This window comes from uncultured Croceicoccus sp., from assembly GCF_947496385.1.
Lineage (GTDB): Bacteria > Pseudomonadota > Alphaproteobacteria > Sphingomonadales > Sphingomonadaceae > Croceicoccus.
In genome coordinates this window covers 93,083-120,073 of sequence record NZ_CANMCP010000005.1, presented here as the reverse complement: position 1 = coordinate 120,073, position 26,991 = coordinate 93,083, and the positions used below count along the sequence as shown (strand labels likewise).

At 65.0% G+C, this 26,991-nt stretch carries 19 protein-coding genes; 10 read left to right on the top strand and 9 right to left on the bottom strand.

The genetic code is table 11. The annotated features are described in order from the left end of the window. Positions 1-61 precede the first annotated feature (61 nt). From Q0897_RS09930 to Q0897_RS09915, 4 genes are read left to right on the top strand one after another with little or no spacing between them, the layout of a single operon-like run. On the top strand, positions 62-1,171 hold the full coding sequence (locus Q0897_RS09930; protein WP_299309369.1) for an ABC transporter permease: 1,110 nt from the start codon (positions 62-64) through the stop codon (positions 1,169-1,171). A gap of 43 nt (positions 1,172-1,214) precedes the next feature. Further along, a complete protein-coding gene (locus Q0897_RS09925) occupies positions 1,215-2,090 on the top strand; it encodes an ABC transporter ATP-binding protein (RefSeq protein WP_299309368.1) in 876 nt (291 codons plus the stop codon). Between the two features lie 9 nt (positions 2,091-2,099). Beyond that, positions 2,100-3,044 carry an MlaD family protein gene (locus tag Q0897_RS09920; protein ID WP_299309232.1) on the top strand — a complete coding sequence of 315 codons (945 nt, stop codon included), beginning with the start codon at positions 2,100-2,102 and terminating at the stop codon, positions 3,042-3,044. 11 nt (positions 3,045-3,055) lie between these two features. Beyond that, positions 3,056-3,649, top strand: a complete 594-nt coding sequence (locus Q0897_RS09915; RefSeq protein ID WP_299309231.1) for an ABC-type transport auxiliary lipoprotein family protein — start codon at positions 3,056-3,058, stop codon at positions 3,647-3,649. Positions 3,650-3,695: 46 nt separating this feature from the next. On the opposite strand, the gene Q0897_RS09910 is transcribed toward Q0897_RS09915, so the two are convergent. The 5 genes from Q0897_RS09910 to crcB are packed head-to-tail and all read right to left on the bottom strand — an operon-like array spanning position 3,696 to position 6,913. Then, complete coding sequence (locus Q0897_RS09910) at positions 3,696-4,394, bottom strand: ATP12 family chaperone protein (protein WP_299309229.1); 699 nt, start codon at positions 4,392-4,394, stop codon at positions 3,696-3,698. Further along, positions 4,391-4,606 (bottom strand): hypothetical protein, encoded by a 216-nt coding sequence (locus tag Q0897_RS09905; protein ID WP_299309228.1) that lies wholly within the window; start codon positions 4,604-4,606, stop codon positions 4,391-4,393. The genes Q0897_RS09910 and Q0897_RS09905 overlap by 4 nt, the downstream gene beginning before the upstream one ends. Then, positions 4,603-5,259: an HAD-IA family hydrolase gene (locus Q0897_RS09900; protein ID WP_299309227.1), complete on the bottom strand. Its 657-nt coding sequence runs from the start codon at positions 5,257-5,259 to the stop codon at positions 4,603-4,605. The genes Q0897_RS09905 and Q0897_RS09900 overlap by 4 nt, the downstream gene beginning before the upstream one ends. Next, positions 5,256-6,494: an RluA family pseudouridine synthase gene (locus Q0897_RS09895; RefSeq protein WP_299309226.1), complete on the bottom strand. Its 1,239-nt coding sequence runs from the start codon at positions 6,492-6,494 to the stop codon at positions 5,256-5,258. Before Q0897_RS09895 ends, Q0897_RS09900 begins: the two co-directional genes overlap by 4 nt. After that, a complete protein-coding gene (gene crcB, locus Q0897_RS09890; protein WP_299309224.1) occupies positions 6,491-6,913 on the bottom strand; it encodes a fluoride efflux transporter CrcB in 423 nt (140 codons plus the stop codon). Before crcB ends, Q0897_RS09895 begins: the two co-directional genes overlap by 4 nt. Positions 6,914-7,264: 351 nt before the next feature. On the opposite strand from crcB, the gene rpsU reads away from it, so the two are divergent. The 5 genes from rpsU to gatB all read left to right on the top strand — a co-directional run bounded on the left by rpsU (position 7,265) and on the right by gatB (position 11,527). Continuing rightward, a complete protein-coding gene (rpsU, locus tag Q0897_RS09885; protein WP_179408292.1) occupies positions 7,265-7,471 on the top strand; it encodes a 30S ribosomal protein S21 in 207 nt (68 codons plus the stop codon). A 159-nt stretch (positions 7,472-7,630) separates the two neighbouring features. Then, complete coding sequence (locus Q0897_RS09880) at positions 7,631-8,179, top strand: FKBP-type peptidyl-prolyl cis-trans isomerase (RefSeq protein WP_299309221.1); 549 nt, start codon at positions 7,631-7,633, stop codon at positions 8,177-8,179. A gap of 65 nt (positions 8,180-8,244) precedes the next feature. Beyond that, positions 8,245-8,547, top strand: a complete 303-nt coding sequence (gene gatC, locus Q0897_RS09875; RefSeq protein WP_202085973.1) for an Asp-tRNA(Asn)/Glu-tRNA(Gln) amidotransferase subunit GatC — start codon at positions 8,245-8,247, stop codon at positions 8,545-8,547. Then, positions 8,547-10,034: an Asp-tRNA(Asn)/Glu-tRNA(Gln) amidotransferase subunit GatA gene (gene gatA, locus Q0897_RS09870; protein WP_299309220.1), complete on the top strand. Its 1,488-nt coding sequence runs from the start codon at positions 8,547-8,549 to the stop codon at positions 10,032-10,034. Before gatC ends, gatA begins: the two co-directional genes overlap by 1 nt. Then, positions 10,031-11,527, top strand: a complete 1,497-nt coding sequence (gene gatB / locus Q0897_RS09865) for an Asp-tRNA(Asn)/Glu-tRNA(Gln) amidotransferase subunit GatB (protein ID WP_299309219.1) — start codon at positions 10,031-10,033, stop codon at positions 11,525-11,527. The genes gatA and gatB overlap by 4 nt, the downstream gene beginning before the upstream one ends. A gap of 87 nt (positions 11,528-11,614) precedes the next feature. Here the strand turns inward: gatB and Q0897_RS09860 are convergent, their stop codons facing one another. Next, on the bottom strand, positions 11,615-14,521 hold the full coding sequence (locus tag Q0897_RS09860) for a pitrilysin family protein (RefSeq protein ID WP_299309218.1): 2,907 nt from the start codon (positions 14,519-14,521) through the stop codon (positions 11,615-11,617). Between the two features lie 240 nt (positions 14,522-14,761). Between Q0897_RS09860 and clpB the strand changes: the two genes are divergently transcribed. Beyond that, on the top strand, positions 14,762-17,341 hold the full coding sequence (gene clpB, locus Q0897_RS09855; protein WP_299309217.1) for an ATP-dependent chaperone ClpB: 2,580 nt from the start codon (positions 14,762-14,764) through the stop codon (positions 17,339-17,341). A 78-nt stretch (positions 17,342-17,419) separates the two neighbouring features. Here clpB and Q0897_RS09850 read toward each other — a convergent pair whose 3' ends face one another. The 3 genes from Q0897_RS09850 to Q0897_RS09840 form a co-directional block, all read right to left on the bottom strand. Then, on the bottom strand, positions 17,420-20,422 hold the full coding sequence (locus tag Q0897_RS09850; RefSeq protein WP_299309216.1) for a TonB-dependent receptor: 3,003 nt from the start codon (positions 20,420-20,422) through the stop codon (positions 17,420-17,422). Between the two features lie 262 nt (positions 20,423-20,684). Next, positions 20,685-23,609 carry a sulfotransferase gene (locus tag Q0897_RS09845; RefSeq protein ID WP_299309215.1) on the bottom strand — a complete coding sequence of 975 codons (2,925 nt, stop codon included), beginning with the start codon at positions 23,607-23,609 and terminating at the stop codon, positions 20,685-20,687. 119 nt (positions 23,610-23,728) lie between these two features. Beyond that, positions 23,729-26,848 (bottom strand): TonB-dependent receptor, encoded by a 3,120-nt coding sequence (locus Q0897_RS09840; RefSeq protein WP_299309214.1) that lies wholly within the window; start codon positions 26,846-26,848, stop codon positions 23,729-23,731. Between the last annotated feature and the right edge of the window lie 143 nt (positions 26,849-26,991).

The window sequence follows — 26,991 nt, the reverse complement described above, 5'->3', positions numbered from 1 at the left end:
CTTGCGTGGCGCCTTTACGAAACGCTTGTCGCGGGCCGTGATTTCGCCCATGAGCATGGCCATGCGCGAATGGGCAGATTTCGATACGATCGATGCGGAGGGTGGCCGCACGTTGAAAATCAGTGGGCCGCTGACGGTATCGTCGGTGGGGCCGCTCGATCATCGGCTCCGCGAAATCGACGAACCGCTCGACGTCATCGACATTGCCGACATTACCGAGATCGACACCGTCGGCGCCTGGACCGTGTCGCGCGCCGCGGGGCATTTCGATGCCGAATTGCGCGGGGTCAGTGAAAAGGCCGAACGGCTGATCTCCGCCGTGCAGGACGCCAAGAGCGAGGCGGCGATCGCGCCGCCGCGGCCCGGCCCGGTCGAACGCGTGCCCGCCGCCGTCGGCGAGGCGGTCGACAATTTCGGCAGCGGGATCAAGGGCGTCGTCGGTTTCTTCGGCGCGGTGGTGTCCTCGTCTTTCACGCTGATCCGCCATCCGCGCCGGTTTCCCTTTACCGCGATGGTCCGTCAGTTCGAGGTGGTCGGCGTCGCCGCATTGCCCATCGTCGGACTGATGAGCTTCCTCATCGGCATCGTCATCGCGCAGCAGGGCGCGGTGCAGTTGCAGCAGTTCGGCGCCGAAATCTACACCATCAACCTGACCGGGCGGCTGTCGCTGCGCGAGCTCGGCGTGTTGATGACCGCGATCATGGTGGCGGGCCGCTCGGGGAGCGCCTTTGCCGCGCAGATCGGCACGATGCGCCTGACCGAGGAGGTGGACGCGATGCGGACCATCGGTGTCTCGCCGATGGAGCGGCTGGTGATGCCGCGCATCCTCGCAGTGGTGTTCCTGATGCCGGTGCTGGGCTTCTATTCCTCGGTGCTGGCGATCATCGGCGGGGCGTTCATCGCCAATTTCGCGCTCGACATTCCGTTCTGGACCTTCCTCCTGCGTGTGCGCGAGGTGGTGCCGATCACCGACCTTTATATCAGCCTGATCAAGGCGCCGGTCTTTGGCCTCATCATCGGCATCGCCGGCTGCTATCAGGGGATGCAGGTGAAGGGCAATGCCGAGGATGTCGGCCTGCGCACGACGATCGCGGTGGTGCAGGGCATCTTCATGGTGATCGTGCTCGACGCATTCTTCGCCGTATTCTTCAGCAATCTGGGTTGGGATTGATGCGATGAGCAGCGCACGCGCCAGAAAGTTGATGAAGCGCGCCATGAACGAGGCGGAATACGTCCCGCCGATGTTCACCGGCGAATACCCCATCGTGGTGAAGGGGCTGGTCAACAAGTTCGGTTCGCAGACGGTTCACGACAATCTCGACCTCAACGTCCGGCGCGGCGAGATCATCGGCGTGGTCGGCGGATCGGGCACGGGCAAATCGGTGCTGATGCGCTCGATCATCGGGTTGCAGGTGCCCGACGAAGGCTCGATCGAGGTGCTGGGCCGCTCCATCACGGAGGCGGAGGAGGACGCAGACATCGACATCCGCTCGCGCTGGGGCGTATTGTTCCAGGGCGGCGCGCTCTTCTCCACGCTGACGGTGGCGGAGAACGTCGAGGTGCCGCTCCGGCAGTTCTTTCCCGAGCTGACGCCGGAGTTGCGCCATGAAATCGCCCGCTACAAGGTGCGGCTGTCCGGCCTGCCCGAGGAAGCGACGAGCAAGTTTCCCTCCGAATTGTCGGGCGGCATGAAGAAACGCGCCGGCCTGGCCCGTGCGCTCGCGCTCGATCCCGAACTCCTGTTCCTCGACGAGCCGACGGCCGGGCTGGACCCGATCGGCGCGGCCGCGTTCGACACGTTGACGCGGGAATTGACCGATACTCTGGGCCTGACCGTGTTTCTCATCACCCACGATCTCGACACGCTTTACGCCATTTGCGACCGCGTGGCGGTGCTCGCGGACAAGAAGGTGACGGCGGTCGGCACGATCCCCGAACTGCTCGAAACCAATCATCCGTGGATTCAGGAATATTTCAACGGTCCGCGCGGACGCGCCGCCCAGGCCACCGACCTGCGCGAGGAAACGCAGGCGCGCGGCCTCGCCGACGAACACGCGCAAGTGGACAACCCGACCATGGACAAGGCATAGGACATCGCGATGGAAACGCGCGCAAATCATATCTGGGTCGGGGCGGTCACGCTCATCCTGCTCGCCTTGCTGGCGGGGTTCATCATCTGGCTCGCCCGGTTGAACGAAGGGGCGCAGCAGGAATACGACATCTTCTTCAGCCAGTCGGTCAGCGGCCTCGCCCGCGGATCGCAGGTGGCCTATTCCGGCGTGCCGGTGGGGCAGGTGAAGCAGATTCGCCTCTGGGACAAGGATCCCGAATTCGTGCGCGTGCGGATCGAGATCGACGAAAGTGTCCCCATTCTTCAGGGCACCACCGCCACGATGCAGGGTAGCTTTACCGGCGTGTCCACGATCCAGATGGAAGGCGCGGTCCGCGGCGCCCCGCCCATTACCGAGATCGGGCCCGAAGGCGTGCCCGTCATTCCGACCCGTCGCGGCGGGATTGGCGAGATCCTGTCGAATGCGCCGCTTCTGCTCGAACGGCTCTCGACATTGACCGAGCGGCTGACGATGACATTGTCGGACGATAATCAGCAGGCGCTGACCGGCATTCTGCAGAATACCGAGCGGCTGACCGACACGCTCGCCGATACGAGCCCGCGCATCGATCAGACCATGGCCGAATTGCAGGCGACGCTGCGCCAGGCGAACATGACGCTGGCGCAGTTCGAAAAGGTCGCCGCATCCACCGACAAGGTCATCAATCAGGAAGGCGGATCGATCGCGGACGAATTGCGCGTGACGCTGCGCACCGCGAATGGTGCGATGGAGGAGCTGGAGGCGACGCTCGCCGATATTCGTCCCGCCGCGCGCCAGATTACCACCGGCACCCTGCCGGAGGCGGAGGCCGCGATCCGCGAATTGCGCACGACGACACGCTCGCTGCGCACGATTACCGAAAAGCTTGACGATCAGGGGGCGACCGGACTGATCGGCGGGCAGAAACTGCCCACATACGAACCCGACAATTGAGGATGCCTCCCATGCGTATCACCCGTATCGCCGCCCCGCTGGCCCTGTTCGGCCTCCTGCCGGCCTGCGTCAGCATCGGCGGCGGCGATGCGCCCGAACAGCTCATCGGCCTCACGTCGCAGGCGGTTACCCCGGCAGGCGCGAGCAGCACCACTGGCACGGCCAGCACGGCCATCGCCGTGATGGAGGCGGAAACCGAAGACAGGCTGAATGCCAAACGCGTGCCGGTGCGGATCGACGAGACGGGCATCGCCTATCTCGAAAACGCGTTCCTGGTGGATAAGCCGACGCGGCTGATGCAGCATCTCCTGGCCGAGACATTGCGCGCACAGACCGGCCGGCTCGTGTTCGAGGGGATCGAGCCCGGCGCCGAGCCGCGCATCCGCCTCCACGGCCGGCTGATCGAGATGGGCTATGACGCCCGCGATAGCAGCGTGACCGTCACCTATGACGCCATCCGGATCGAGGAAGGGCGCGAGGTCGTTTCACGCCGGTTTTCGAGCACGGTGCCCGGCATCGCGCCCGATGCCGCGGCGGTTGCGCCTGCTTTGAACCAGGCGGCCAATACGGTGGCGATGGAAATCGCAAACTGGATCGCGCAATAGGCCTATCGCCGCGGGCGGGGATCCGGCGCACCGCCGGAGCGCGCGCTTAGCCGCCGCGCGACAATTGCGCGAAACGCAGCGCCAGTGCAAAGCCGGCAAGGCGGCGATTGCGGTTTTCGAGCGCCTCTGAATCCCAGCCCCACTGCACCGCCTGCCAATCCTCTTCCAGATTGGCGATGGCCCAGAGCGCGTCGGCATCGGCGTCGTCCGCCTGGGCCGCCATCGCCACGGTGAGCGAGCAGGCAAGCCCGGCAAGATTGAGCAGGCCGGTCAGCACGAACGGCCCGAACCCGTCGAGCTCGTCCCGCAGGCGGGTCATGGTCGCGTCGGGCTGCCGTCGGTGGACGATGCCGCCTATCCGTTCGAAGTGCACCTCATACCGCCGCTCCGCTTCGGTCAGAAGCGGCTCCCACGCCTCGTCCTGCCGCGTGCGCAAGGCATCGCCTTCGTCCGCGCGATAGCACAGCGTGTCGGTTTCGGCATAGCTGAGCAGCTTGGCGATGGTCGCCCGCCGGTCGGGTGCGACGCGGTCGATCGCGTAATCCGCCATGTCGCGCAAGGGAAAGCCCGCAGGGTCGATCTCGTCCTCCTGCGCGCGCCATTCATCGGCGAGCGCCTCGGCGAGATCGCGAGCCGGCACGATCTGCGGCGCGCCGCCCGCGGTTTTCAGTGGCCGCATATCGAGCCGGACCTGCCAGCCGCCGTCCTGCGCATCGACATGCACATCGCTGTAAAATCGCTTCACGATCCGCTCCGCCATTTGCGCGCCAGCAGCCGCGGCCCGATCAGCGCCACCGCCGTTCCCGCCGCCAGCATCACCGCGCCGACCCACGCAGGCGCGCCGCCCAGCCAGGGCGCCCGGCCATAGCTGGCCGACAAGCCCCACACGGCCACCACGACGCCTGCCACCCGCACCGCCTGTATCACGAAGAACCGCCGCGCCGCAGGATCGCTCACGCCGCGCCCAGCAGTTTTTGAAGATCGTCCATGTCGTTCGCCACCGCATCGGCACCGGCCGCCATCAATTCGTCCGGCGCATGATAGCCCCACGCGACCCCGATGCCGCGAACGCCGGCGGCATCGGCCATCAGCATGTCGAAGCTGGTATCACCGATCATCACCGCATGGTCCGCATCGACGCCCGTATCGTCCAGAATACGTTCGATCATGGACGGATGCGGCTTCGATGGGTGCCGGTCGGCGGTCTGCAGGCTTTCGAACAGATCGGCGATGCCATGATGGTCGAGGCAATGGGCAAGGCCGCGGTCCGATTTGCCGGTGGCAACGGCCAGCGTCCAGCCTGCCGCGTGCAGATGGCGCAGCAACATCGCCATCCCGTCATACAGCGGTTCGTTGACCAGCCCCCGCTCGCGATGGGTGCGAAAGGCGAGCCGATACCGTTCGGCCAGCATTTCATGCTGCACCGCGTCGCCTCCTGGAACGAGCTGCGCCATGGCCTGCGGCAGGGACAGCCCGACGGCGCGGCGGATGGCAAGCCGGTCGGGCGCCTGCAACCCGGAGGCGGCAAAGGCTTCCTCCATCGCGTCGCAGACATTCGCCTGTCCATCGACGAGCGTGCCGTCGCAATCGAATATCGCCACCCGGTTCATGGCTTCTTCGGCTTTCCACCCGGCTTGCGGCCCTGGGGGCCGGGGCCGTTGCGTTTTGGGCCGGGGCGTGCCGGGCCGGCCGTCTTGCCGGGGCGGGATTTCGGCTTGCCGCCCGAACTGCTCTTCACGCCGGCACGTTCGCGCCGTTCGCCGCGTTTGTCCTTGCGCACCTGCTTTGCGTGGCGGCGGGCCTGCTGCTTGAGAATCTCGCGCGGCGGCGGGGGCGGGCCGGTCTCCGGCTCGGCGTCGCTGAGCGCGGGATCGAAGCCCAGCTGCTCCATGCTGGCCGCGAAATGTTCGGGCAACGGCGCCGTCACGTCGAGCGCCACGCCATCGGGATGGTCGATGATCAGGCGCCGGGCGTGAAGATGCATCTTGCGGCTGATCGATCCGGTGAGGAATGCCTCCTGCGCGCCATATTTGCCGTCGCCGACGATGGGATGGCCGATCGCGGCGAGATGAACGCGAAGCTGGTGCGTGCGGCCGGTCAGCGGCTCCAGCTCCACCCAGGCGGCGCGATTGCCGGCCCGTTCGACCACGCGATAACGGGTCTTGGCCGGCTGTCCGCCTTCGTCCGGCATCATCTTCTCGCCGCCGGTGCCGGGCTGCTTGGCAAGTGCGAGGTCGATCACCCCGTGCGGCACCTTCGGCACGCCGACCACCAGCGCCCAGTAGATCTTCTTCGCCGACCGTCCCGAAAATCGCTTGGAAAAGAACGCGGCACTGCCGGGCGTCGCGGCGATCAGCAGGACGCCCGACGTATCCTTATCGAGCCGGTGGACGAGCCGGGGCCGCGGCGCCTTGGCCCCGCCCGTCGCATAGGCGTCGAGCAGGCCGTCGACATGTTGATGCGTGCCCGTGCCGCCTTGCGTCGCGAGGCCGGGCGGCTTGTTCAGCACGATGGCCGCGCGGTCGCGGTGGAGCAGCATTGCGTCCGCCTGCTCCAGCTGCTCCTCCGTCAGCGGGCGCCGCTCGCGCGGGGCCCCTGTGGTCGTCTCGCCGCCGGGTGGCACGCGGATCTGCTGTCCCGGTTCGAGCCTGTCGTCAGGCTTGACCCGCCCGCCATCGACCCGGATCTGCCCGGTCCGCGCCCAGCGCGAGATGGTGGCAAAGCCGATCTGCGGCAGGTTGCGCTTGAACCAGCGGTCGAGCCGGATGCCCGCATCGTCGCGGCTGACCACGAATTGCCGGACATTGTCGCTGCTCTTTTCGCCAGGATTTTCAGGCGCGCTCATGCCGCCACCCGCATGATCGAAAGCCCGATGAACAATCCCGCGACCCCGGCGATCACCGAGACCAGCGCATAGCTCAGTGCCGCGAGCGCCGCGCCGCGTTCCCACAGCATGACCAGTTCGAGGCTGAACGAGGAAAACGTGGTGAAACCGCCGAGCAGGCCTATGCCCAGCAGAAGGCGCCAGGCCTCGCTCCCCCCACCGCCATGCCGGGCGAGCCAGCCGATCAACGCCCCCATGGCGAGGCTGCCGAAGACATTCGCGGCGAGTGTCGGCCAGGGGAAGCTCCCGCTCGACGCGGGGAAGAGGCCGGTGATCGCGCGGCCGAGCTGATAGCGCAGCACGGCACCGGTCCCGCCACCTGCGGCGACGAGAAACGATGCGAAAAGGGGCGATGGGTGGTTCATGGTGGTCTGGTTCATTATCATGAGCGCCTTACGCGTTGCCGCGCGAATGCGAAAGGGGCGTGTCGCCGCGCGCCGGCAAAGGCCGGAAAAAAGCGGCGCTCCCGTTGATTGCGGCTCGTACTGGCCCGGATTTGCGCGACGGTTTGCGCGACGGGGCGTTGCGTGGTATATGGTACAGGTTCCGGCGCTTGCTTTTCCGCATTGCGGGTGGTAGCGGCGCCGCCAGCTATGGCCGGTTTTTCGTTGAATTCGGGCTCTTCTGGCAATGTGATTCGTTTTTCATCGAGTCGAGGTGCATGCGGACCGGTCCGACCGGCGTTGGCATCATTGGCCGAACTGACAACAGATGTGAGGTAGTTTCAGAATATGCAAATCATGGTTCGCGATAACAATGTCGACCAAGCCCTTCGTGCGTTGAAGAAGAAGCTTCAGCGGGAAGGCGTGTATCGCGAAATGAAATTGCGCCGCCACTACGAAAAGCCCAGCGAGAAGCGTGCGCGCGAAAAGGCCGCCGCCGTGCGCCGCGCCCGCAAGCTCGAGCGCAAGCGTGCCGAACGCGATGGCGTGCGTTAAGCCATAGCCTTTGCATGAGGGCACGCGGCAGGGCACAAAGCCTCTTGTCGCCGCCGCCTGCATGAGCCATCAGGGCGCCAGATATTTCCGGCGCCCTTTTTGCTGCCCTCCATGGCGGGGCCTTCGCAAACCGACCGTCGTTCAAGAATGGGGAAGATCATGGCCGAAGTCACCCGCGTACCGTTGCAGCCCATCGGCAAGGGCATCCTCACCAAGCTCTGGATCGGGATCGCGATCGCCGTCCTGCTCGCCGCCGGCGTGGCGTGGGCCTCCCGCTACGAAGGCGTGACGGTCGATACGCTCGCCGCGGGCGAGGGGCCGAGCCCGTCGATGGACGATATCGTGCTGGTGAATTACGAAGGGCGCCTGCCCGACGGTACGGTCTTCGACAGCGGCGAGCAGGCCGCGATGCCGGTCGGCGGCGTGGTGCCCGGCTTTGCCGACGCGCTCACCCGGATGCAGACCGGTGGGCGCTATGTGGTCACTATCCCCTCCGATCTCGCCTATGGCGAAGAGGGCGCGGGCGGCGGCGTGATCCCGCCCAACAGCGACCTCGAATTCACCGTCGAACTGCTCGAATTCCGTAGCCAGGCCGAGATTCAGGCGATGCAGGAGCAGCTTCGTGCCATGGGTCTTGGCGGCCCGGGTGGTCCCGGCGGGGCCCCGCTGCCCGCGCCTCTGCCGGAGCAGCCTGCCCCGGCGGAGTAATTTTTACACGCCGCCGGCCACACAGCCGCTTGGCAAGCGGCGGCTGTCTGGCTAACGCGCGTGTCATGTCAGTCGATAAAGCAACGGTCACCAAGATCGCCAGCCTCGCCCGCATCGCCATGAGCGATGCGGAGGTCGAGGCCATGGTCCCCGAACTCAACAACATCCTCGGCTGGGTCGAACAGCTGGGCGAGGTCGATGTCACCGGCGTGGAGCCGATGGCGACGGTCGTGCCCAATGCGCTGCGCCTGCGCGAGGATGAAGTGAATGCCGATCCCAAGACGGGCGGCGGCGTGCGCGACAAGGTGCTCGCCAATGCGCCGGCCCCCGAACACGGGTTTTTCGGCGTGCCGAAGGTGATCGAATAATGACCGAACATACCGAAATGGGCGTCGCGCAGATTCGCGACGGCGTCGCCAATGGCGATTTCACCGCGGTCGAGGTGGCCGAGGCGTTCAACGCCGCCGTCGCCGCCGCGTCCGATCTCAACGCCTTCATCGTGACCACGCCGGACAGCGCGCTCGACGCGGCGCGCAATGTCGACGCGCGCCGGGCCAAGGGGCAGGACATCGGCAAGATGGGCGGCGTGCCCATCGGGATGAAGGATCTGTTCGCGACCGACGGCACGCCGACGACCGCGGCGAGCCACATCCTCGAAGGGTTCGTGCCGCCATACGAATCGACCGTTTCCGCAAAGCTGTGGGATGCGGGCGCGGGCATGCTGGGCAAGCTCAACCTCGACCAGTTCGCGATGGGTTCGTCGAACGAGACGAGCGCATTCGGCAATGTCGTCAACCCGTGGCGCGCGAAGGGCAGCGACGCGCCGCTCGCCCCCGGCGGTTCGTCCGGCGGGTCGAGCGCGGCGGTCGCGGCGCGGCTGTGCCCCGCGGCGACCGGCACCGACACCGGCGGCTCCATTCGGCAGCCTGCCGCCTTTACCGGCATCACGGGGATCAAGCCGACCTATGGCCGCTGCTCGCGCTGGGGCGTGGTGGCGTTCGCATCCAGCCTGGATCAGCCCGGGCCGATGGCGCGCGACACCCGCGATTGCGCCATCATGCTGGAGGCGATGGCCGGTTTCGATCCCAAGGATTCGACCAGCCTCGACGCGCCGGTGCCGGAATGGGAGGCAGGCCTAAACCCCGACCTTTCGGGCAAGCGCGTCGGCATTCCCCGCGAATACCGCATGGATGGCATGGATGCCGACGTTGCGAAAAGCTGGGACGACGGGATCGCATGGCTCAAGGATGCGGGCGCGACCATCGTCGATATCTCGCTTCCGCATACGAAATATGCACTGCCGGCCTATTACATTATCGCGCCGGCGGAGGCGTCCTCCAACCTCGCGCGCTATGACGGGGTGCGTTACGGTTTGCGCGACCTTCCCGACGGGGCGGGGTTGCAGGACATGTATGCCGCGACCCGTGCCGCCGGTTTCGGCAAGGAAGTGAAGCGCCGCATCATGATCGGCACCTATGTGTTGAGCGCCGGGTTCTACGATGCGTATTACACGCAGGCGCAGAAGGTGCGGCAGCTGATCGCCGACGATTTCGCCAAGGCCTGGGAAAGCTGCGACGTGATCCTCGCGCCGACGTGCCCTTCGGCGGCATTTCCGCTCGGCGACAAGGTTTCGGACCCGCTCTCCATGTATCTCAACGACGTGTTCGCGGTGCCTGCCTCGCTCGCGGGATTGCCGGCGATGTCGGTGCCGGCCGGGCTGAACCGCGATGGTCTGCCGCTCGGGCTACAGATTATCGGCAAGGGGTTTGACGAGCAGGGCGTGCTGAACGCCGGGCTCGCCATCGAACAGCGCGCCGGTTTCACGGCCAAGCCCGACACATGGTGGAAAGCATGAGCACCTATACGATTCACGGCGCCACGGGTGAGTGGGAGGTCGTCATCGGCCTCGAGGTTCATGCGCAGGTGACGTCGAAGGCGAAGCTGTTTTCGGGCGCGGCGACGGCGTTCGGCGCGGAGCCGAACACGCAGGTCAGCCTCGTCGATGCGGCGATGCCGGGCATGTTGCCGGTGCCGAACCGCGAATGCATCCGGCAGGCGGTGCGCACGGGCATGGCCATCGATGCGCAGATCAACGCATGGTCGCGTTTCGACCGGAAGAATTACTTCTACGCCGATCTCCCGCAGGGCTACCAGATCAGCCAGCTCTATCATCCGTTGGTGGGTGAGGGGCATCTCGACATCGTGCTCGATGAAAAAGACCCCGAAAACACCACCAAGCGCATCGGGGTGGAGCGCATCCATGTCGAGCAGGACGCCGGCAAGCTGATGCATGATCAGCATCCCACGATGTCCTATGTCGACCTCAACCGGAGCGGCGTCGCGCTGATGGAGATCGTTTCGAAGCCTGACATGCGCTCGCCCGCGGAGGCCGGCGCCTATGTCCGCAAGCTGCGCACGATCCTGCGCTATGTCGGCTCGTGCGACGGCAATATGGAGGAAGGCTCCATGCGCGCCGACGTGAACGTGTCGGTGCGCCGCCCAGGCGAGGAATTCGGCACGCGGACCGAGACGAAGAACGTCAATTCGGTGCGCTTCGTCATGGCGACCATCGAATACGAGGCCAACCGGCAGGTCGAGCTGATCGAGGATGGCGGCAAGGTCGTGCAGGAAACCCGCCTGTTCGATCCCGACACTGGCACGACGCGATCGATGCGGAGCAAGGAAGACGCGCACGATTATCGCTACTTCCCCGATCCGGACCTGTTGCCGCTCGAACTGGACGATGCGTTTCTTGCCGCGTGCCGCGACAGCCTGCCCGAACTGCCCGATGCGAAGCGTCTGCGGTACGAGAATGAGCTTGGCGTGCCGCCCTATAATGCGGCGGTGCTGACGGCGGAGGTCGAAACCGCGCGCTGGTTCGAAAAGCTGCTGACCACCGCGGCCGAGCAGCAGGGCAAGGCACAAGCCGACGTGGCGAAGCAGGCGTCGAACTGGTTGATGAGCGAATTGTTTGGCGCACTCAACAAGCTGGGCAAGGATCTGTCCGACAGCCCGGTCACGCCGGAAAAGGGTGGCGAACTGCTCGCGCTGATCGGGGATGGCACGATTTCCGGCTCCATTGCGAAGCAGGTGCTCGAAATCATGCTGGAAACCGGCGACGGCGCCGGCGAAATCGTCGAGCGTGAGGGGCTGAAGCAGGAGAGCGACACCGGCGCGATCGAGGCGGCGGTGGACACGGTACTGGCCGACAACCCGGACAAGGTCGAAGCCTATCGCGGCGGCAAGGACCGGCTCTTCGGCTTCTTCGTCGGACAGACGATGAAGGCGATGCAGGGCAAGGCCAATCCGCAGGTCGTCAACGACATCCTGAAGCAGAAGCTGGGCTAAACCCCCGCGAACCGCAAAAACGCGAGACCACGAAAAAGGGCGTCGGAAGCAAGTTCCGGCGCCCTTTCCTTGTGCCTGCGTGCCGGCCTATTCGCCCGAAGGGGTGCGGACCTCCACCGGGAGGCCGAGCGATTGCAGCTGCGGCTCCACCACGTCCGCATCGCCGACCACCACGAAGACGAGATCATCCCCGCGAAAGGCGGAGCGGGCCTCGGCATCGAGCTGCGCCGCGGTCAGGCCGCGATACCGGTCGGCCAGCGTTTCGTAATAATCGTCGCTCCACCCATTGCGCACGATGCTCGTGATGCCGCCCAGCACGTCGCCCTGCGTTTCGAACGAACCGGGCAATTCGCGGATGTTGGAGTTGACCAGGGCGCTGAGCTCGGACGCGCTCACGCCCTTGTCGGCGGTGAAGGCGGAGAGGTCGCGGCGCAATTCCGCGATGGAATCGCCCGTCCGGTCCGCCTGCACCGGGGCATAGATCATGAAGGAGGAGCGATCGACCGGGCGCGACACGATGCTCCGCACGCCATAGGACCAGCCCTTCGTCTCGCGCAGGTTCATGTTGATGCGAGAGAGGAAATTGCCGCCGAACACGTAATTGGCGCTGCCCAGCGGCACGAGATCGTCGGTGCCCTTCTGATCCAGCACGCGTGCGCCCAGCACGATCGATTGCGGCGAATTGGGCCGGTCGATCAACACGATGCGCGATTGCTGTGCCGGGACATCGACGTTGAAATCCTTCGTCGGGGCAGGGGTCGCCGGAGCCTGCCAATCGCCGAAACTCGCCTCCAGCAGCCGGGTGATTTCACCGAGCGAACTGTCGCCGACGACGAAGATCTTCGCCAGATCGGGGCGCAGCCATTTGTCGTGGAAGCCCGCGATCTGGCTTTGCGAAACCGCCTCCACCGCGGCGCGATTGCCGAGGCCCGACGGCGGGATGCCATAGGGATGGTGCGGCCCGTAAAGGAGCGGGAACAAGGCCCGCTGCGCAATGGAGCCGGGCGAGGTCAGCTCATTGTCGAGCCGGTTCAATTGCTGCGCACGCACCCGGTCGAGATCGTCCTGCGCGAAGGCGGGGTTGCGTACATAGTCCGACAGCAGTTCGAGCGAGGGCAGGAGATTGGGCGCCAGGGCGTCGAGCTGAAAATAGGTTTCGTCGAGGCTCGCGCCCGAACCGATCGCGGCGCCGAGCCGCTCCTTCGCAATGGCCAGCTGCTCTGAATCGAGCGTGCGCGTACCCTCGTCCATCAACGACAGCATCAGCGATTGCGTGCCCAGCGCATCGCGCGGATCGGCGGCATAGCCCGCATCGAAGGCGAGCCGGATCGACACGGTCGGGATCGCGTCGCGCTGCGCGAAATAGACCTCGATACCGTTCGACAATGTGGCACGCTGTATCTCCGGGAAATCGAGTGCGGCGAGCTGCTCGATCTCCGGCAATTGCGAGCGGTCCGCCTCTGCCCGGGTCATGGCGGCGGCAGGGTCGCTGCCCGGCTGCATGAAGAAGGCCGGGCCGCGCAGTGCGCCGTCGGTACCGGTGCGGTAGCTTCCGGGCGTCGCGCCTTCCTCGTTCCGTTCGCCCGGCTCCACCGTGAGGCGGAAGACGGGGCGGGACAGCCATGTTTGCGCCGCGGTACGAACCTGCGCCGGGGTCAAGTCGGCGGCGCGCTGCAACTCCTGTTTATAGGCGTCGGGCGAGCCTTGGTAGAGGAGGCTCTGCGCCAAGGTCGGTGCCTTGCCCGCAAACCCGCCGAGATTGTCGAGGCCGCGGATCTGCGACGCGGCATAGGCGGTCTTCGCCCGCAGCAATTCATCCTCGGTCGGGCCCTGCGCGATCATGCGGGCGATTTCGCGGTCGAGCGCGTCGGCGACCACCTGCGGATCGACGCCGTCCTTCACGTCGGCATAGACGGTGAACTGCCCGCCCTGCGCAAAGGCGCTGTTGCTGGCGACGACGCGGACAGCAATCTCCTCATCCCGGACCAGCGTGTTGTCGAGCCGCGAACTCGCCAGCCCCCCCAGCACGGACGCGGCGGCGTTGAGCGGCAGGTAATCCGGATTGTCGAGCCCCGGCGTCGCCCAGATGCGATAGACGCGCGTCGTCGCGACCTGGTCGGTGAGCGTGCGTTCGACATCGGCGGGAAGCGTCGGCACCGGCGCGGCGACCGGCGCGATGGCCGGGCCGGCGGGGATGGCGCCGAACCATTTCGACACCTTCGCCCGCGCCGTCGCGGTGTCGATATCGCCCGACAGCACCAGCACCGCATTGTTCGGCCCGTAATGATCGCGGAACCAGTCCTTCACATCGTCGAGCGTGGCGGACGACAGGTCTTCCATCGAACCGATCGTAGAATGGGCATAGGGGTGCGCTTCGGGATAGAGCGTTTCAAGCTCCAGATATTCGACCATGCCGTAGGGTTGATTGTCGCCCTGCCGCTTTTCGTTCTGAACCACGCCGATCTGGTTATCGAGCTTTTCCTGCGTCACCGCGCCGAGCAGATAACCCATGCGGTCGCTTTCCAGCATCAGCGCACGGTCGAGCGCGCCGGTCGGCACGGTCTCGAAATAGTTGGTGCGGTCGAACCAGGTCGTGCCGTTGAAATCGGTCGCGCCGGCATCCTGCAACGGTTGAAAGAAATCGCCCGGCGCGTTTTCCGACCCGTTGAACATCAGGTGCTCGAACAGATGGGCAAAACCGGTCTTGCCCTCGGGCTCATGTTTCGATCCCACGCCGTACCAGACCGAAACGGCCACCAGCGGCGCCTTTCGATCCTCATGCACCAGCACGGTCAGGCCGTTGTCGAGCGTGAAGCGATCATAGGGAATATCGACCTCGGCGACCAGCGCGTCGAGCGAGGCGGGCTCTGCCATCGAAGGGGCCATGGCCGGGGCGGGCGCATTTGCGGCGACGGGCGCGCTCGCATTCTGCACGGCACAGGCCGACAGCGCGAGCGAGGATACGGCGGCAAGGCAGGCGGTGATGATACGCATGGATAAATCCCCCTCAATCGATCGTGGCGCCAGACGGCGCGAGCGCGCTATTCGGTATCAGTTTCAACCGGAAACGCCAGCCTTAGAACGCCGTCCCGAAGGCGAAGATCGGTCCGTTCGCGGTAGATACCGCCCCTTGAAATCGGCGGGTCGCGACAAAATCTTCAACGCGCGCAGGCAAGGCCCTTGTGTTGTATAAATGCAACACTATCTCCTGTCCGTAACGACAAGGATTGTGTGATGAATCTCGAAAAATTTACCGATCGCGCCAAAGGCTTTCTGCAGGCGGCGCAGACCGTGGCGATCCGCAACAATCATCAGCGGATCTCGCCCGCCCATATTTTGAAGGCCTTGCTCGAAGATAACGAGGGCATGGCGGCGCAGTTGATTCAGCGCGCCGGCGGCAATGCGAAGCAGGCCGAAGCGCAGGCCGATGCGGCGTTGGCAAAAATCGCCGCCGTGTCGGGAAGCGGCGCGCAGGCGACGCCGGGGCTGGACAATGATGCGGTTCGCGTCCTCGATCAGGCGGAGCAGCTCAGCCAGAAGGCCGGCGACAGCTTCGTGCCGGTGCAACGCGTGTTGCAGGCGCTCGCATTGTCGCAATCGAATGCGGCGGGGCAGGCGCTGAAATCCGCGAATGTCGATGCGCAGGCGCTGGAGGCCGCAATCCAGGAGGCGACCGGCGGCCGCACCGCCGACAGCGCGAGCGCCGAGGAAAGCTACGACGCAATGAAGAAATACGCCCGCGACCTGACCGAGGCGGCGCGTGCCGGCAAGCTCGACCCCGTGATCGGCCGGGATGAGGAAATCCGCCGCACTGTTCAGATCCTTGCCCGCCGGACGAAGAACAATCCCGTCCTGATCGGCGAACCCGGCACCGGCAAGACCGCCATTGCCGAAGGCCTCGCGCTGCGCATCGCGAATGGCGATGTGCCCGACAGCCTGAAGGACCGCACGCTGATGTCGCTCGACATGGGCAGCCTGATCGCGGGTGCGAAATATCGCGGCGAGTTCGAGGAGCGGTTGAAAGCCGTGCTCGACGAGGTGAAGGGCGCGGAGGGCCACATCATCCTGTTCATCGACGAGATGCACACGCTCATCGGGGCGGGCAAGTCGGAAGGGGCGATGGATGCGGGCAACCTCCTGAAACCCGCGCTGGCCCGCGGTGAGCTGCACTGCATCGGCGCGACGACGCTCGACGAATATCAGAAATATGTCGAGAAGGATGCCGCGCTCCAGCGCCGGTTTCAGCCGGTTTTCGTCGACGAACCCACGGTGGAGGACACGGTGTCGATCCTGCGCGGGCTCAAGGAGAAATACGAGCTGCACCACGGCGTCACCATTTCGGACAATGCGCTGGTGGCGGCGGCGACGCTGTCGAACCGCTATATCGCAGATCGTTTCCTCCCCGACAAGGCGATCGACCTCATGGACGAGGCGGCGAGCCGCATCCGCATGGAGGTGGAGAGCAAGCCCGAGGAGATTGAGAACCTCGACCGCCGCATCATCCAGCTCAAGATCGAGGAGCAGGCGCTCCAACGCGAAACCGATGCCGCGTCGCAGGACCGACTCAAGGCACTGCGCGAGGAACTCGCCAATCTCGAGCAGCAGTCGAGCGAACTGACCACCCGCTGGCAGAACGAGCGCGACAAGATCGCCGCGGAGGGCCGCATCAAGGAGCAGCTTGACGCCGCGCGGATCGAGCTGGAACAGGCGCAGCGGGCCGGCGATCTCGCGAAGGCGGGCGAGCTGTCCTACGGCCGCATCCCCGAACTCGACCGGCAATTGGAAGAGGCCAAGGCGCAGTCCGAAAACGCGATGCTGCGCGAGGTGGTGACGGAGGACGACATCGCCGGCGTCGTCAGCCGCTGGACCGGCGTGCCCGTCGACCGGATGATGGAAGGCGAGCGCGAAAAGCTGCTCAACATGGAAGGCGCGCTGGGCAAGCGGGTCATCGGCCAGAGCCAGGCGGTCGAGGCGGTGTCGAAGGCGGTGCGGCGCGCCCGTGCCGGGCTTCAGGATCCGAATCGTCCGCTCGGCAGCTTCCTCTTCCTCGGGCCCACCGGCGTCGGGAAGACCGAATTGACGAAGGCGCTGGCCGGGTTCCTGTTCGACGACGACAATGCGATGGTCCGCATCGACATGAGCGAGTTCATGGAGAAGCACGCCGTGTCCCGCCTGATCGGGGCGCCGCCGGGCTATGTCGGCTATGACGAGGGCGGCGTCCTGACCGAGGCGGTGCGCCGCCGCCCGTATCAGGTTGTGCTGTTCGACGAGGTGGAAAAGGCGCACGCCGACGTGTTCAACGTGCTGCTGCAGGTGCTCGACGACGGGCGGCTGACCGATGGGCAGGGGCGGCAGGTGGATTTCAGCAATACGCTGATCATCCTCACCTCCAACCTCGGCAGCCAGTATCTCGCGAACATGGAGGACGGGCAGACCGTCGCCGATGTCGAACCGCAGGTGATGGACGTGGTGCGTGGGCATTTCCGTCCCGAATTCCTGAACCGGCTGGACGAGATCATCCTGTTCCACCGTCTGGCCGAGGAGCACATGGCGCCGATCGTCGATATTCAGGTGGGCCGGGTGCAGAAATTGCTCAAGGATCGCAAGATCACGCTCGACCTCACCGATGCGGCGAAACGCTGGCTCGGACGGGTCGGTTACGATCCGGTCTATGGCGCGCGCCCGTTGAAACGCGCGGTACAGCGGCATTTGCAGGATCCGCTCGCCGACCGGCTGCTGCGCGGCGAGATTGCCGATGGCAGCACCGTCCATATCGACGAGGGCGACGGCGAATTGCAGATGCGCGTCGCGTAATTCGAAAAGAGAGCCCGATACGAAAACGGGCCCGGCTTATGGCCGGGCCCGTTTCCTTATGCGCAGGCTTTTGAAGGATCAGAAGCCGAAGGTCGCAGCCACCTTGAAGTAGCGGCCCATGATCCCATCGAAATAGGTCACGAGACCACCACCGGCGGGCGAGGGGAACGGCGCGCTGGTGTCGAAGATATTCTCCCCGATGAGGCGCAGCACCATGTCGTCGCCAGCCTTGAAGCTGATGCCGGCATCCACGAAGATGACATCGTCACGCTCGAAGAATTCGTACGTTTCGGGCGCAGCGTCGGGATCGACCACGGCCTCGCCGATGTAACGGCCCTGACCGAAGATGCCGAACGCATCGTTGTCGTAGCTCAGGCCCAGCGTGCCCTGATGCTTCGAATAGCCGATACCGCCACGCAGCGTTTCCAGATCGCCGGAACCGACCCGCGTTTCGAGCTGATCGATATACTGGTACGAGCCACGCACCGTCACGCGGCTGTCCGCGCCGAGGAACGGGGTCGGCTGCACCCAGCGCACTTCGCTCACCAGACCCTTGTAGTCGTAGCTTGCGACGTTGAGATAGCCGGTGCGCACGAATTCCACCTGACCGGCGGCGTCGCGGTCGATCCGGCCGCAAGCATCCGACGGGAAGCTCGTCGCGTCATAGCATGCCTCGAGCGTCTGCTCGGCATCGACGCTCTGAATCGCGCCTTCGAGCGAGATGTCCACCCAGTCGGCCGAGAGCGTGAGCCCGCGGGCGAAGGTCGGGGTGAACACGAAGCCCACGGTCCAGCTGTCCGCCTTTTCATTCTCCAGATTGGTGTTGCCCGAAAGCGAACCGCGCGTCGTGAAATCGACGATATTGGAGGTGAAGTTCGCCGGAATCCCCGCCGCTGCACAGTTTGCCGCACGCTGGGTCGGGTTCGGACCCGCATTGATGAAGCGCGCATCGCACGGATCGTCTGCGGTCGTGAAGATCGCGCTGGTCGGGTTGAACAGCTCGGTAATCGCGGGCGAGCGGATCGAACGCGTGAAATTGCCGCGGAACGTGATGTCGCGAACCGGCTGCCAGCGGCCGCCTGCGGTCCAGGTGAGATCACCGCCGGTCAACGAATTGTCGACGTAACGCGCCGCACCCTTCACCTCGATCAGATTGGCGAACGGGACTTCCATCGCCGCGGTGACGAGCGGCACGAGCACCTCGCCGAACACCTCGTCCGTGTTGTACGAACCGGACACGGCATCGATCGGGATCGAACGGCCGAACTGGTCGCGGGGGCCGTCCGGATCTTCGGGGTTCACCTGACCGAAGAAGAATTCGCCCGGATCGAAATCCGAGGATTCGTCGCGGTGCTCGTAACCGAGCGAGAACGCGACCGGACCGCTCCAGATGTTGAACAGGTCGCCGCCGACCGTGGCGATGAAGTCATACTGTTCGTTCAGGGCGACGGGGTTCGCGATGGTCGTGATGTAATCCGCCACGGCCTGCGAATTCTCGTTGCCGAACGGGTTGAACGGCACGCAGGTCGCGCTCACCGTGTCGACGGGCGCGGATGCGGCACCGGCGGGGCAGCCGGCGAGCGCGTTTTCGAAGTTCTGCTGCACCAGCTCGCGGCTGCGGCCGTCGGTCTTCGAACGACCGTACAGGCCGGACACTTCCCAGTTCAGGTCGCGTTCGCCCAGCGTGAAATCGCCGCGCAGGCCGCCGGCGAAGCGGTACACTTCCACCGTCGACGAACCGCGACCGGAAATGAGGTCGGTGTTGGCACGGCCGAGATAGAAGAAATCCTGACCTTCGGGAAGCTGTGCGGCGATGGTGGCGCGCGCCTCGTCCGACAGGAACGGATTGTCGATCGGGATGATCAGATTGCCGTCGGGCGCGCCACCGGCATCGAACAGGGCGGTGTTGTACACCGGCTGCGCACGCAATTCGGTGCCCTTCGAATTGGCGTATTGCCCTTCGAAGAATGCGGTGACGTTGTCGGTCAGATCATAGGTGCCCTGAATCGCGCCGAGGTAACGTTCGACCGGCGAACGCAGGTTCGACACGTCGACGAGGCTGAAGCCGTTGCCGCCCGAAGAGTTGATCCCGCGGTAAGGCATACCAAAATCAAGGGGAACGAGATCGCCATTAGCATTGAAGACGAGCACGTTGCCGGAAGCGTCGGTGATTTCGCCGCCAAATCCGGGCACGGAATCAGCAAAGCTCGGAGCGCCGAATTCGCTAAGTGCAGGAATGCGACGATCTTCGATCAACACGTTATCGAAAGGCGAATCGGGATCGGTCGGACCCGCATAGAACAGGCCGCGCGCGGTCCGGTCACGATCGCGATAGGTCAGGCCGTCGGTGCGGTTATATTCGAAGGCCGCAACAATGTTGCCGCGCCCGTCGCCAAAGCTCGTGCCGGTGAGCGCGCCGAGGCGGTATTCGCGGGCGTCGCCCTCTTCGGCAATGCCCATCTGCGCGTCGAAGCGAACACCTTCGAAGCGGTCTTTGAGGATGACGTTCACGGTGCCGGCGATGGCATCGGCGCCGTAGATCGGCGCGCCGCCGACCGCGATCGTCTCAAGCCGGTCGACCATCAGCGTGGGAATGGTGTTGAGGTCGACCTGCGAACCGGCCGCGACCGGGCCGAAGATCGACGCGGTGTTCGAGCTGACATAGCGGCGGCTGTTGAGCAGCGTCAGCGTGCGCTGCGAACCCAGGCCGAAGAAGTTGATGAAGGTCTGGCCCGAACCGAAGCTGCCGCCCTGGCCACCGACGGGGTTGTTCGCCGGGGGGCCGAATGCGGGAAGATCCTCGAGTGCTTCGCCGACGCTGGTCTGGCCGCGTTCCTCGATCTGCTGCGAATCGACGACGATCGCAGGCTCGATCGTGTCGCGATTGGCGCGCCGGATGCGCGAGCCGGTCACCACGATCGGCGCGCTGACCTGCTCCTCGGTGACAACGCCATCGGTGTCGCCTGCCTGTGCGAAGGCGGGAACCGACAGGGCTGCGGCGCTGCCGGCGCCGATCAGGGCAACCGCACGCAGGGCCGAGCTGGCCGCGAGCAAGCGCTTGTTTCGAAAAGAGGTTTTCATGGAATCCATTCCCTTTGCTGGTCGCCCGTCCGATCCGCACGTCACGCGGTGACGGCGGCGCGCTGCCGAACGAAACCGCTGTGGTTCGCTCGCACCGGACGGGCAAAACTTTCAGGGGGGCGCCACTCTCAAACTCGCCGGCGTTATGCAAAACCTATTGGTATCTTCGGAAACCTTTCGCGAAAATCTGTGACATTTCTGATACAGATGCGCGGCATCGCCTTGGGAGTGAGTGCGAAACCGAAAAAGGTTTCACAAAAATTCACAAAAGCGTGTCGTTGCCGAACCGGGCCGCTTCGAACGGGGCGAGTCGGTCGCGATAGGGGTCGGCGACGCCGATGCCGCGGCGGTTGATGGGCGCACGCACCTGCATCGCGCTGGCGGTGATGACGCTGCGTTTCGTTTCGTGCGGGGCAAAGCACGCAGCCTCCCGCGTAAGCCCGCAATGATCGAGGATACGGCCGATCTGCGTGGTGGGATCGTCGACCAGCGTTTCGTATGCAATGGTCAGCATCCTGTCGCCCAGAACGTCTTGCCAGCGATCGTGGAGCGCATCCTCGCACGCCATGTGCGCCGCGATATCGGCTTGGTTCCAGCTCCACGCGACGCCCTCGACAAACCATGTGCGATAGGCTGACCACGCATTGTCGAGCGGATCGCGACGCACCCACACGACCGGCGCATCGGGCAACAATGTCGCCACGAGCCCGAGATGGCGGGAGGTCGACAACGTCTTTTCGATGACGCGCCCGTCCCGCGTCACGCTTTCGTTCAGGAGATGATCGTAATGCGCGACAAGATCGTCGGCCCGGCCGCCATCGCGTTCCCAGCGGGCGAAGGCGCCGTGCGACTTGCCCCCGATCCGTTGTTCAAGCAGGCGAAGCAGGCCGAGCTCGCCCCCACCGGCGACCGTGGAATGGGCGGCGAGGATCTGCTCCACCAGTGTCGAGCCGGACCGCGGCAGGCCCGTCACGAACACGGGGTCGCGCACCGGTTTGCGCCGATCCGCCCCGCGCGTGTCGCGCAGCCCCTCGGCCCAGCCATCCACCGCCGCGCGGGCATCGGCGCGATCGGCCTCCCGGTCGAACGGGCGCAGCGGTGCCATATGGGCCGCACCCTTTTCAAAGGCATCGAATGCGCGCGCATGCTCACCCGCAAGATGGCGCATGTGGCCGAGCGCGTAGTGCCATGCCGAGCGTTCGGCCGGCGGCGCATGGGCGAGCGCGGCGGACGCATCCTCCATCGCCCGATGGTCGGCATCGTCGGCGGCGCCCGTCATCGCGAGCCCGAGCCAGCATTGCCCCGATGCCGGCTGCATCCCTGCCGCGCGGCGGAAATGTTCGGCGGCCACCTCCGCCTCGCCCAGATTGGTGGCGATCGACCCGTGGAGGAATTGCAGCGAGGCGGAGGCGTCCTGCGCATTGCCGGTGCCTTCGGACAGAAGCTGTCGCGCGTCCTCGGGCAATCCGGAGCGGGCGACGAATGCGGCCCGCTCGATCCGCAAGGCACGCGTATTGCCGCCGTTCTCCTCCAGCAGGCGCATCGCGTCCCGCGCGGCGGTCTTCTCGCCATTGCGCAACAAGGCCTGCGCAATGGCGCGCCAGGAATTGCCCATCGGTGCCTTCGCCACGATCAGGCCCTTCGCCGCGTGGTTGATCGCAAGGATATCCTGCCGCGCGAGACCGTCCTTAAATCCGGCCACCAGCGTCGCGGGGTCCGGCGGCGTATCGACGGGTGCGGCGCGATACACGCGCATGAACGGGTCGAGCCAGCGGCGATAGGGAGCCGACGCGCCGATACCCTTGCGATTGACGGGTTCGCGCACCTGCAGGGCGCTGGCCGTGCTGACCGCGCCAGCGCGGCGGTGAAAGTCCATCTGGCCCGGCTCGAACTCCAGTCCGCAAAAGCTGGTGATCCGGCGCGTCCATTCCTCCGGATGCTCGACAAGATCGGCATACGGCACGGTCAGCATCCGGTCGCCGAGCACATCGGCCCAGTGGGCATGCATGCGATCCTCCACCATCATGTGGTGCGCGATATCGGCAAGCGACCATCCGGATAGCACATTGTTCGAAAACCACGCGCGATAGATGGACCACGCATTGTCGAGTGGATCGCGGCGCAACCAGACGAAAGGCGCGTCGGGAAACATCGCCGCGAGCGGGCCGATCGCCCGGCTGGCGTTGAGCGTCTTGTCGACGAAGCGCCCGGTGCCGGCAATGCGTTGACCAGCGAAGCGGAGATAGGTGTCGCGCAACGCCTCCATCGTGCCGCCGCCGGCGCGATAACGGTCGAAATCCGCCGGGGCGAACCCGCCCGTCATCACCTCCACCGGCACGGTAAGGCCAAGCTCCCGGCCGCCATCGACCTCCGAATGCGCGGCGAGCAATTGTTGAACGAGCGTTGTGCCGCTTCGCGCGAGGCCGGTAACGAAAATCGGCTGCCGCTCCGGCGCGGGGCCGGCGATGGCATGGCGGGCGATATCGGGTGCGTGCCACATACGGGCGGTTCGCACGGAATTCTCGTCGTCTCGGGCCGTATAGCGGTATAGCTCGGCCTGAATCCGGGTTGCCGAGTCGAAATGGTTGAAGGCCTTCGCGTGGTCCTGCTCCCGATCGGCGGCGATGGCGAGCGCATGGTGCAGGCCTGCACGGTCGACGGTTTCGATCCGGCTTGCGTCGGGGGCGTCGAGCCGGGCGCGGATGGCGGCCCGGTCCGCAGGGGTGAGCCGGTCGAGCTGCGCCAGCCCGACCCACGACCGACCCGAGACGGGCAAGGCGGCCACGGCACGGCGATAATGAAGCTCCGCCTCATCCCGGCGCCCCAGATTGGCCGCGATGGATCCGCGCAGATACGCATTGGCAACGGGTGTGGGGTGCGTTTCGGGAAGCTGCGCGACAAGGGCAAGCGCGTCGTCCTCACGCCCCGATTGCGCGAGGAGAACCGCTTTCTCATGCGCAGCGGCATGGGGCGGGGCGGCCTGATCCTGCCACAAATCGAGTGCGCGCAGGGCAAGATCGAGATCGCCGCAGCGCATGATCGCCTGCGCCGCGAAATTCCATTGGGGCCCGATCGGTGCGCGCTTCTCCACGAGCACACGCGCCGCGGCGAGCAGCGCCGGGCGGTCGTCGGCGCGATTGGCGGCCTGAAACGCGGCGGCGGCGGTTGTCACTTCGGGGGATGGCATCGGGCATGGTCCATGGCGAACGGGAATGATGGGCCGGCGCGCAAGGCGGGGTCAATAAAAAGGGGCAGCCGAAGCCGCCCCTTTCCATTGTCCGGTGTCCGGCACTTTGGTGGAAACGCTTATTTCGCGTCGCCTCCGAAACGCATGAACATGGTGAACCGGACCGCACGCGGCGCCTGATAGGCGGTCACGCGGCCATAGTTCGGGTTGCTGTTCGGCGTATAGTCGAGATCGAGATCGCCGAATTCGTTGTAGTCGGTTTCCTGCTTCCAGTTGAACACGTTGAAGACCGCGGTCTGGAACTGGATGTTCCGGTTGCTGGCGAACGGCTTGAACGTGATGCTGAGATCGACATTCTTGCTCCATTCGGATTCGAACGCGCTACCGCGGGGGACGAGATAGGACGTCGTGCCACCCGAATTTTCGACCGGGGTGCCGCCGACGCCATCCTGGGTACAATAGTAGGATGCCGCACCGTAACCTGCCGCGAAATTGTTCGAATCGAAGTAGTTACCGATACAGCTGAACTTGCGCGGGCTGGACACGGTCATGTTCGCGCCAAGGTCGAGCCATTCGGTCGGGCTGACATTGCCGTAGAGCTTGAAGGTGTGCTTGCGGCCATTGGCAAGGGGGCCCGTCGCACCTTCGAGGAAGCCCGGCTGGTCGAAATCCTGCGTCAGGCTGGCGTCGGTCTGGTTGTTGTCCGACTTCACCGCACCTTCGAAGTTACCGCGAAGGTCCATGTAGGTGTAGTTGAACCGGAAACCGTAGAGGCCGTTATACGCCTTCTCCAGTTCGAACTGAACCGCGTCGTAATCGCGCACCGCTTCGGGATAGCCGAGCGAGGCCGCATCGAGGGTCACGACATCGCACTGCCCTTCGATGGAGCAGTCGCCGTCGAGGCGCACGGTCACGTCTTCGCCCGGATTGAGGAGCACGTACTGGTGGTAGCCAGTGAATACATCTTCGCAGCCCGCGATACCGTTGTCGGCGCAATAGGAATTGACCGCAGCATCGATCGCGGCGTCTTCCAGTGTCGAGGCCAGGCGGCGACGAGTGTAGTTGATGGACGCGCGCCAATCGCCGATCCGGTGCTCCAGGCCGATGATATATTCGTCGGTCCGGCTCGGCTTCAGGGTCTGCGACACCAGCGTGTCGGTCGGCCCGGCGGTGCCGTCGCTATAGACGTTGTTACACACTTCGCCTGCATTGGGCGTGCCCTCGGGGCAGACGCCCCCGCCGAAGTTCGCGTCGAAGCCGACGATATCGCCATTTTCGTCGAGCGTATACTGATCGGGAATGCCATCGCCGTTCAGGTCCTGCGAGGTGCCGTAGAAATCGACCTGCTGATAGTAGGTCTCGGCACCGCCGAGGCGGATGTTCGTGTTCGTGGCGATCGGCAGGTAATACTGACCATAGAACACGTTCAGCTTGGTCGCGCCGTCGCCGAACACGTCGAACGATGCGCCCAGGCGCGGTGCCCAAAGATCGCCCGAATCGTAGAACTTCTCACCCGTCACGCCGTAGTTCTTGAAGCTGTCGTTGCGAACGCCGAGCTGCAGGTTCACGCGATTGTCGAGCAGCGACCACGAGTCCTGAAGATAGAAGGCGCGCTGATCGGTGTTGAACCCGCCTTCGTTGAGGTAGTACCAGCGGATCGCGAGGTTGGACCGCACGTCATAGCGATAGCCCGTACCGTTATAGGTCGTGTTCTCGCCAGCCGACAGCTTTTCAAGATCGAAACCGCCGCGGATGTGGTGCTCGCCAAAGAAGTCGACATAGATGTCGGCGTCGGCACGATAGAATTCGCGCTTGCTCTCGTCGTTGTTTCGCCCGGTGCTCGTGCCGCCTACGACACGCGTGCTGCCGATCCGGCTGAGGATATAGGCGTTGTTCGGGCTGGCGACCTGCGTCGTATTGTCATTGTACTGACCATAGGAGCCGGAAATCGACAGCCAGTCGGTAAATTGACCAGAGTAGGTACCGATGAAGTTGTCGCCGCCGAATTCCTGCCTCAGGCCGCCCTGCACTTCGCCATCGACCATGTTTTCGGTGTCGAAGCCGGTGTAGATGATGTCGCGCGTCACCTTGTCGCGGAAATAGGTGCCTTCGAGACGATGGCCGTCGGCGATCACGAAGTCGAGCTTGCCGCCGAAGAACGGGCTGTCGTCGCGGATCGTCGTCGTGCGTGCGCCCGAGAACGACGTGTCGGCATTTTCGCGATAGCGCGCGTTGTAAAGGCCGTAGAAGAACAGGCGATCCTTGATGATCGGACCGGACAGGTAGAAGTTGCCGTCGAGCGACTGGTCGTAATCGCGCGAGTTCAGATTGCCGATGATGTCGCCTTCGGTCTCGGGATCGGAATCCGCATCGACAAAAGTGTTGGGCGTCTGGCTGCGCAGGCCCTGCGGTTCGAAGACGACAACGGCGCCGCCGGCGAATTCGTTGGAGCCGGATTTCGTGATCGAGGAGATCACGCCGCCCAGCGCACGGCCGTATTCCGCCTGATAGCCGCCGGTCTTGACGTCGGTGGTACGGTAGAACTCGAACGGAACGATCGAGCTGCCGAGCAGGTTGCGGAAATCGGTGACGTTGAGGCCGTTGATGTAATACTGGTTCTCGGCAACGGTCGCGCCGTTGATCGAGGCTAGGTTGCCAAAGCCTTCGTCGCCCGGCGTGGTGCCCGGCGCAAGCAGGATGAGAGAGGTCTGATCGCGGCCGACGGGGACGGTCTGCGCGAGGTCTTCGACGTCGAGGGTGACGCCCGTCTGCGTCGCGGCAAAATCGTTCACCTGGATACGGCGGCCAACGACGACGATACCTTCGCCGCCCGCGACTTCTTCGCCCAGCGTGCTTTCACCCGCGATGTAGCGATAGGAGCTGTTCTGGCCGGCGACGACGCCTACGCCGGTATCGCGCACGACGACGGCACCCTGCGACGTGACGGTGATCGAGTAGGAACCGGTCGGCAGGCCGTTGATCCGGAACGAACCATCGGCATCGGTGACCGCGGTGTTGTTGAAGCCCTGCTCGTTCGAGGTGAGCGTGACATTGGCGCCCTGCACCGCGTTGCCTGCCTCGTCGACGACGGTGCCGGTGATCGAGCCGCGCGTGAAATCCTGCGCATGGGCGGGCGCGGTGGCCACGCCGATCGCCGCGGATCCGGCGCCGATCAGCGCAATCGCGCGCAGCGCCGAACCGGTGGCAAGCGCCTGCTTGCGGAAAGTCCAAGCGTTCATGTGTTCAGTCCCTCTAATGTCATACATCGGATGCCCCCAAGGAATCCGTGCCCCTCGGCTCACGCCGTTAAAGGAGAGTTCAGAGGCTCCCCTGACCGTCATTTTTTTGCAATTTAATTAAGTCACAGATTCAACGATTAAGT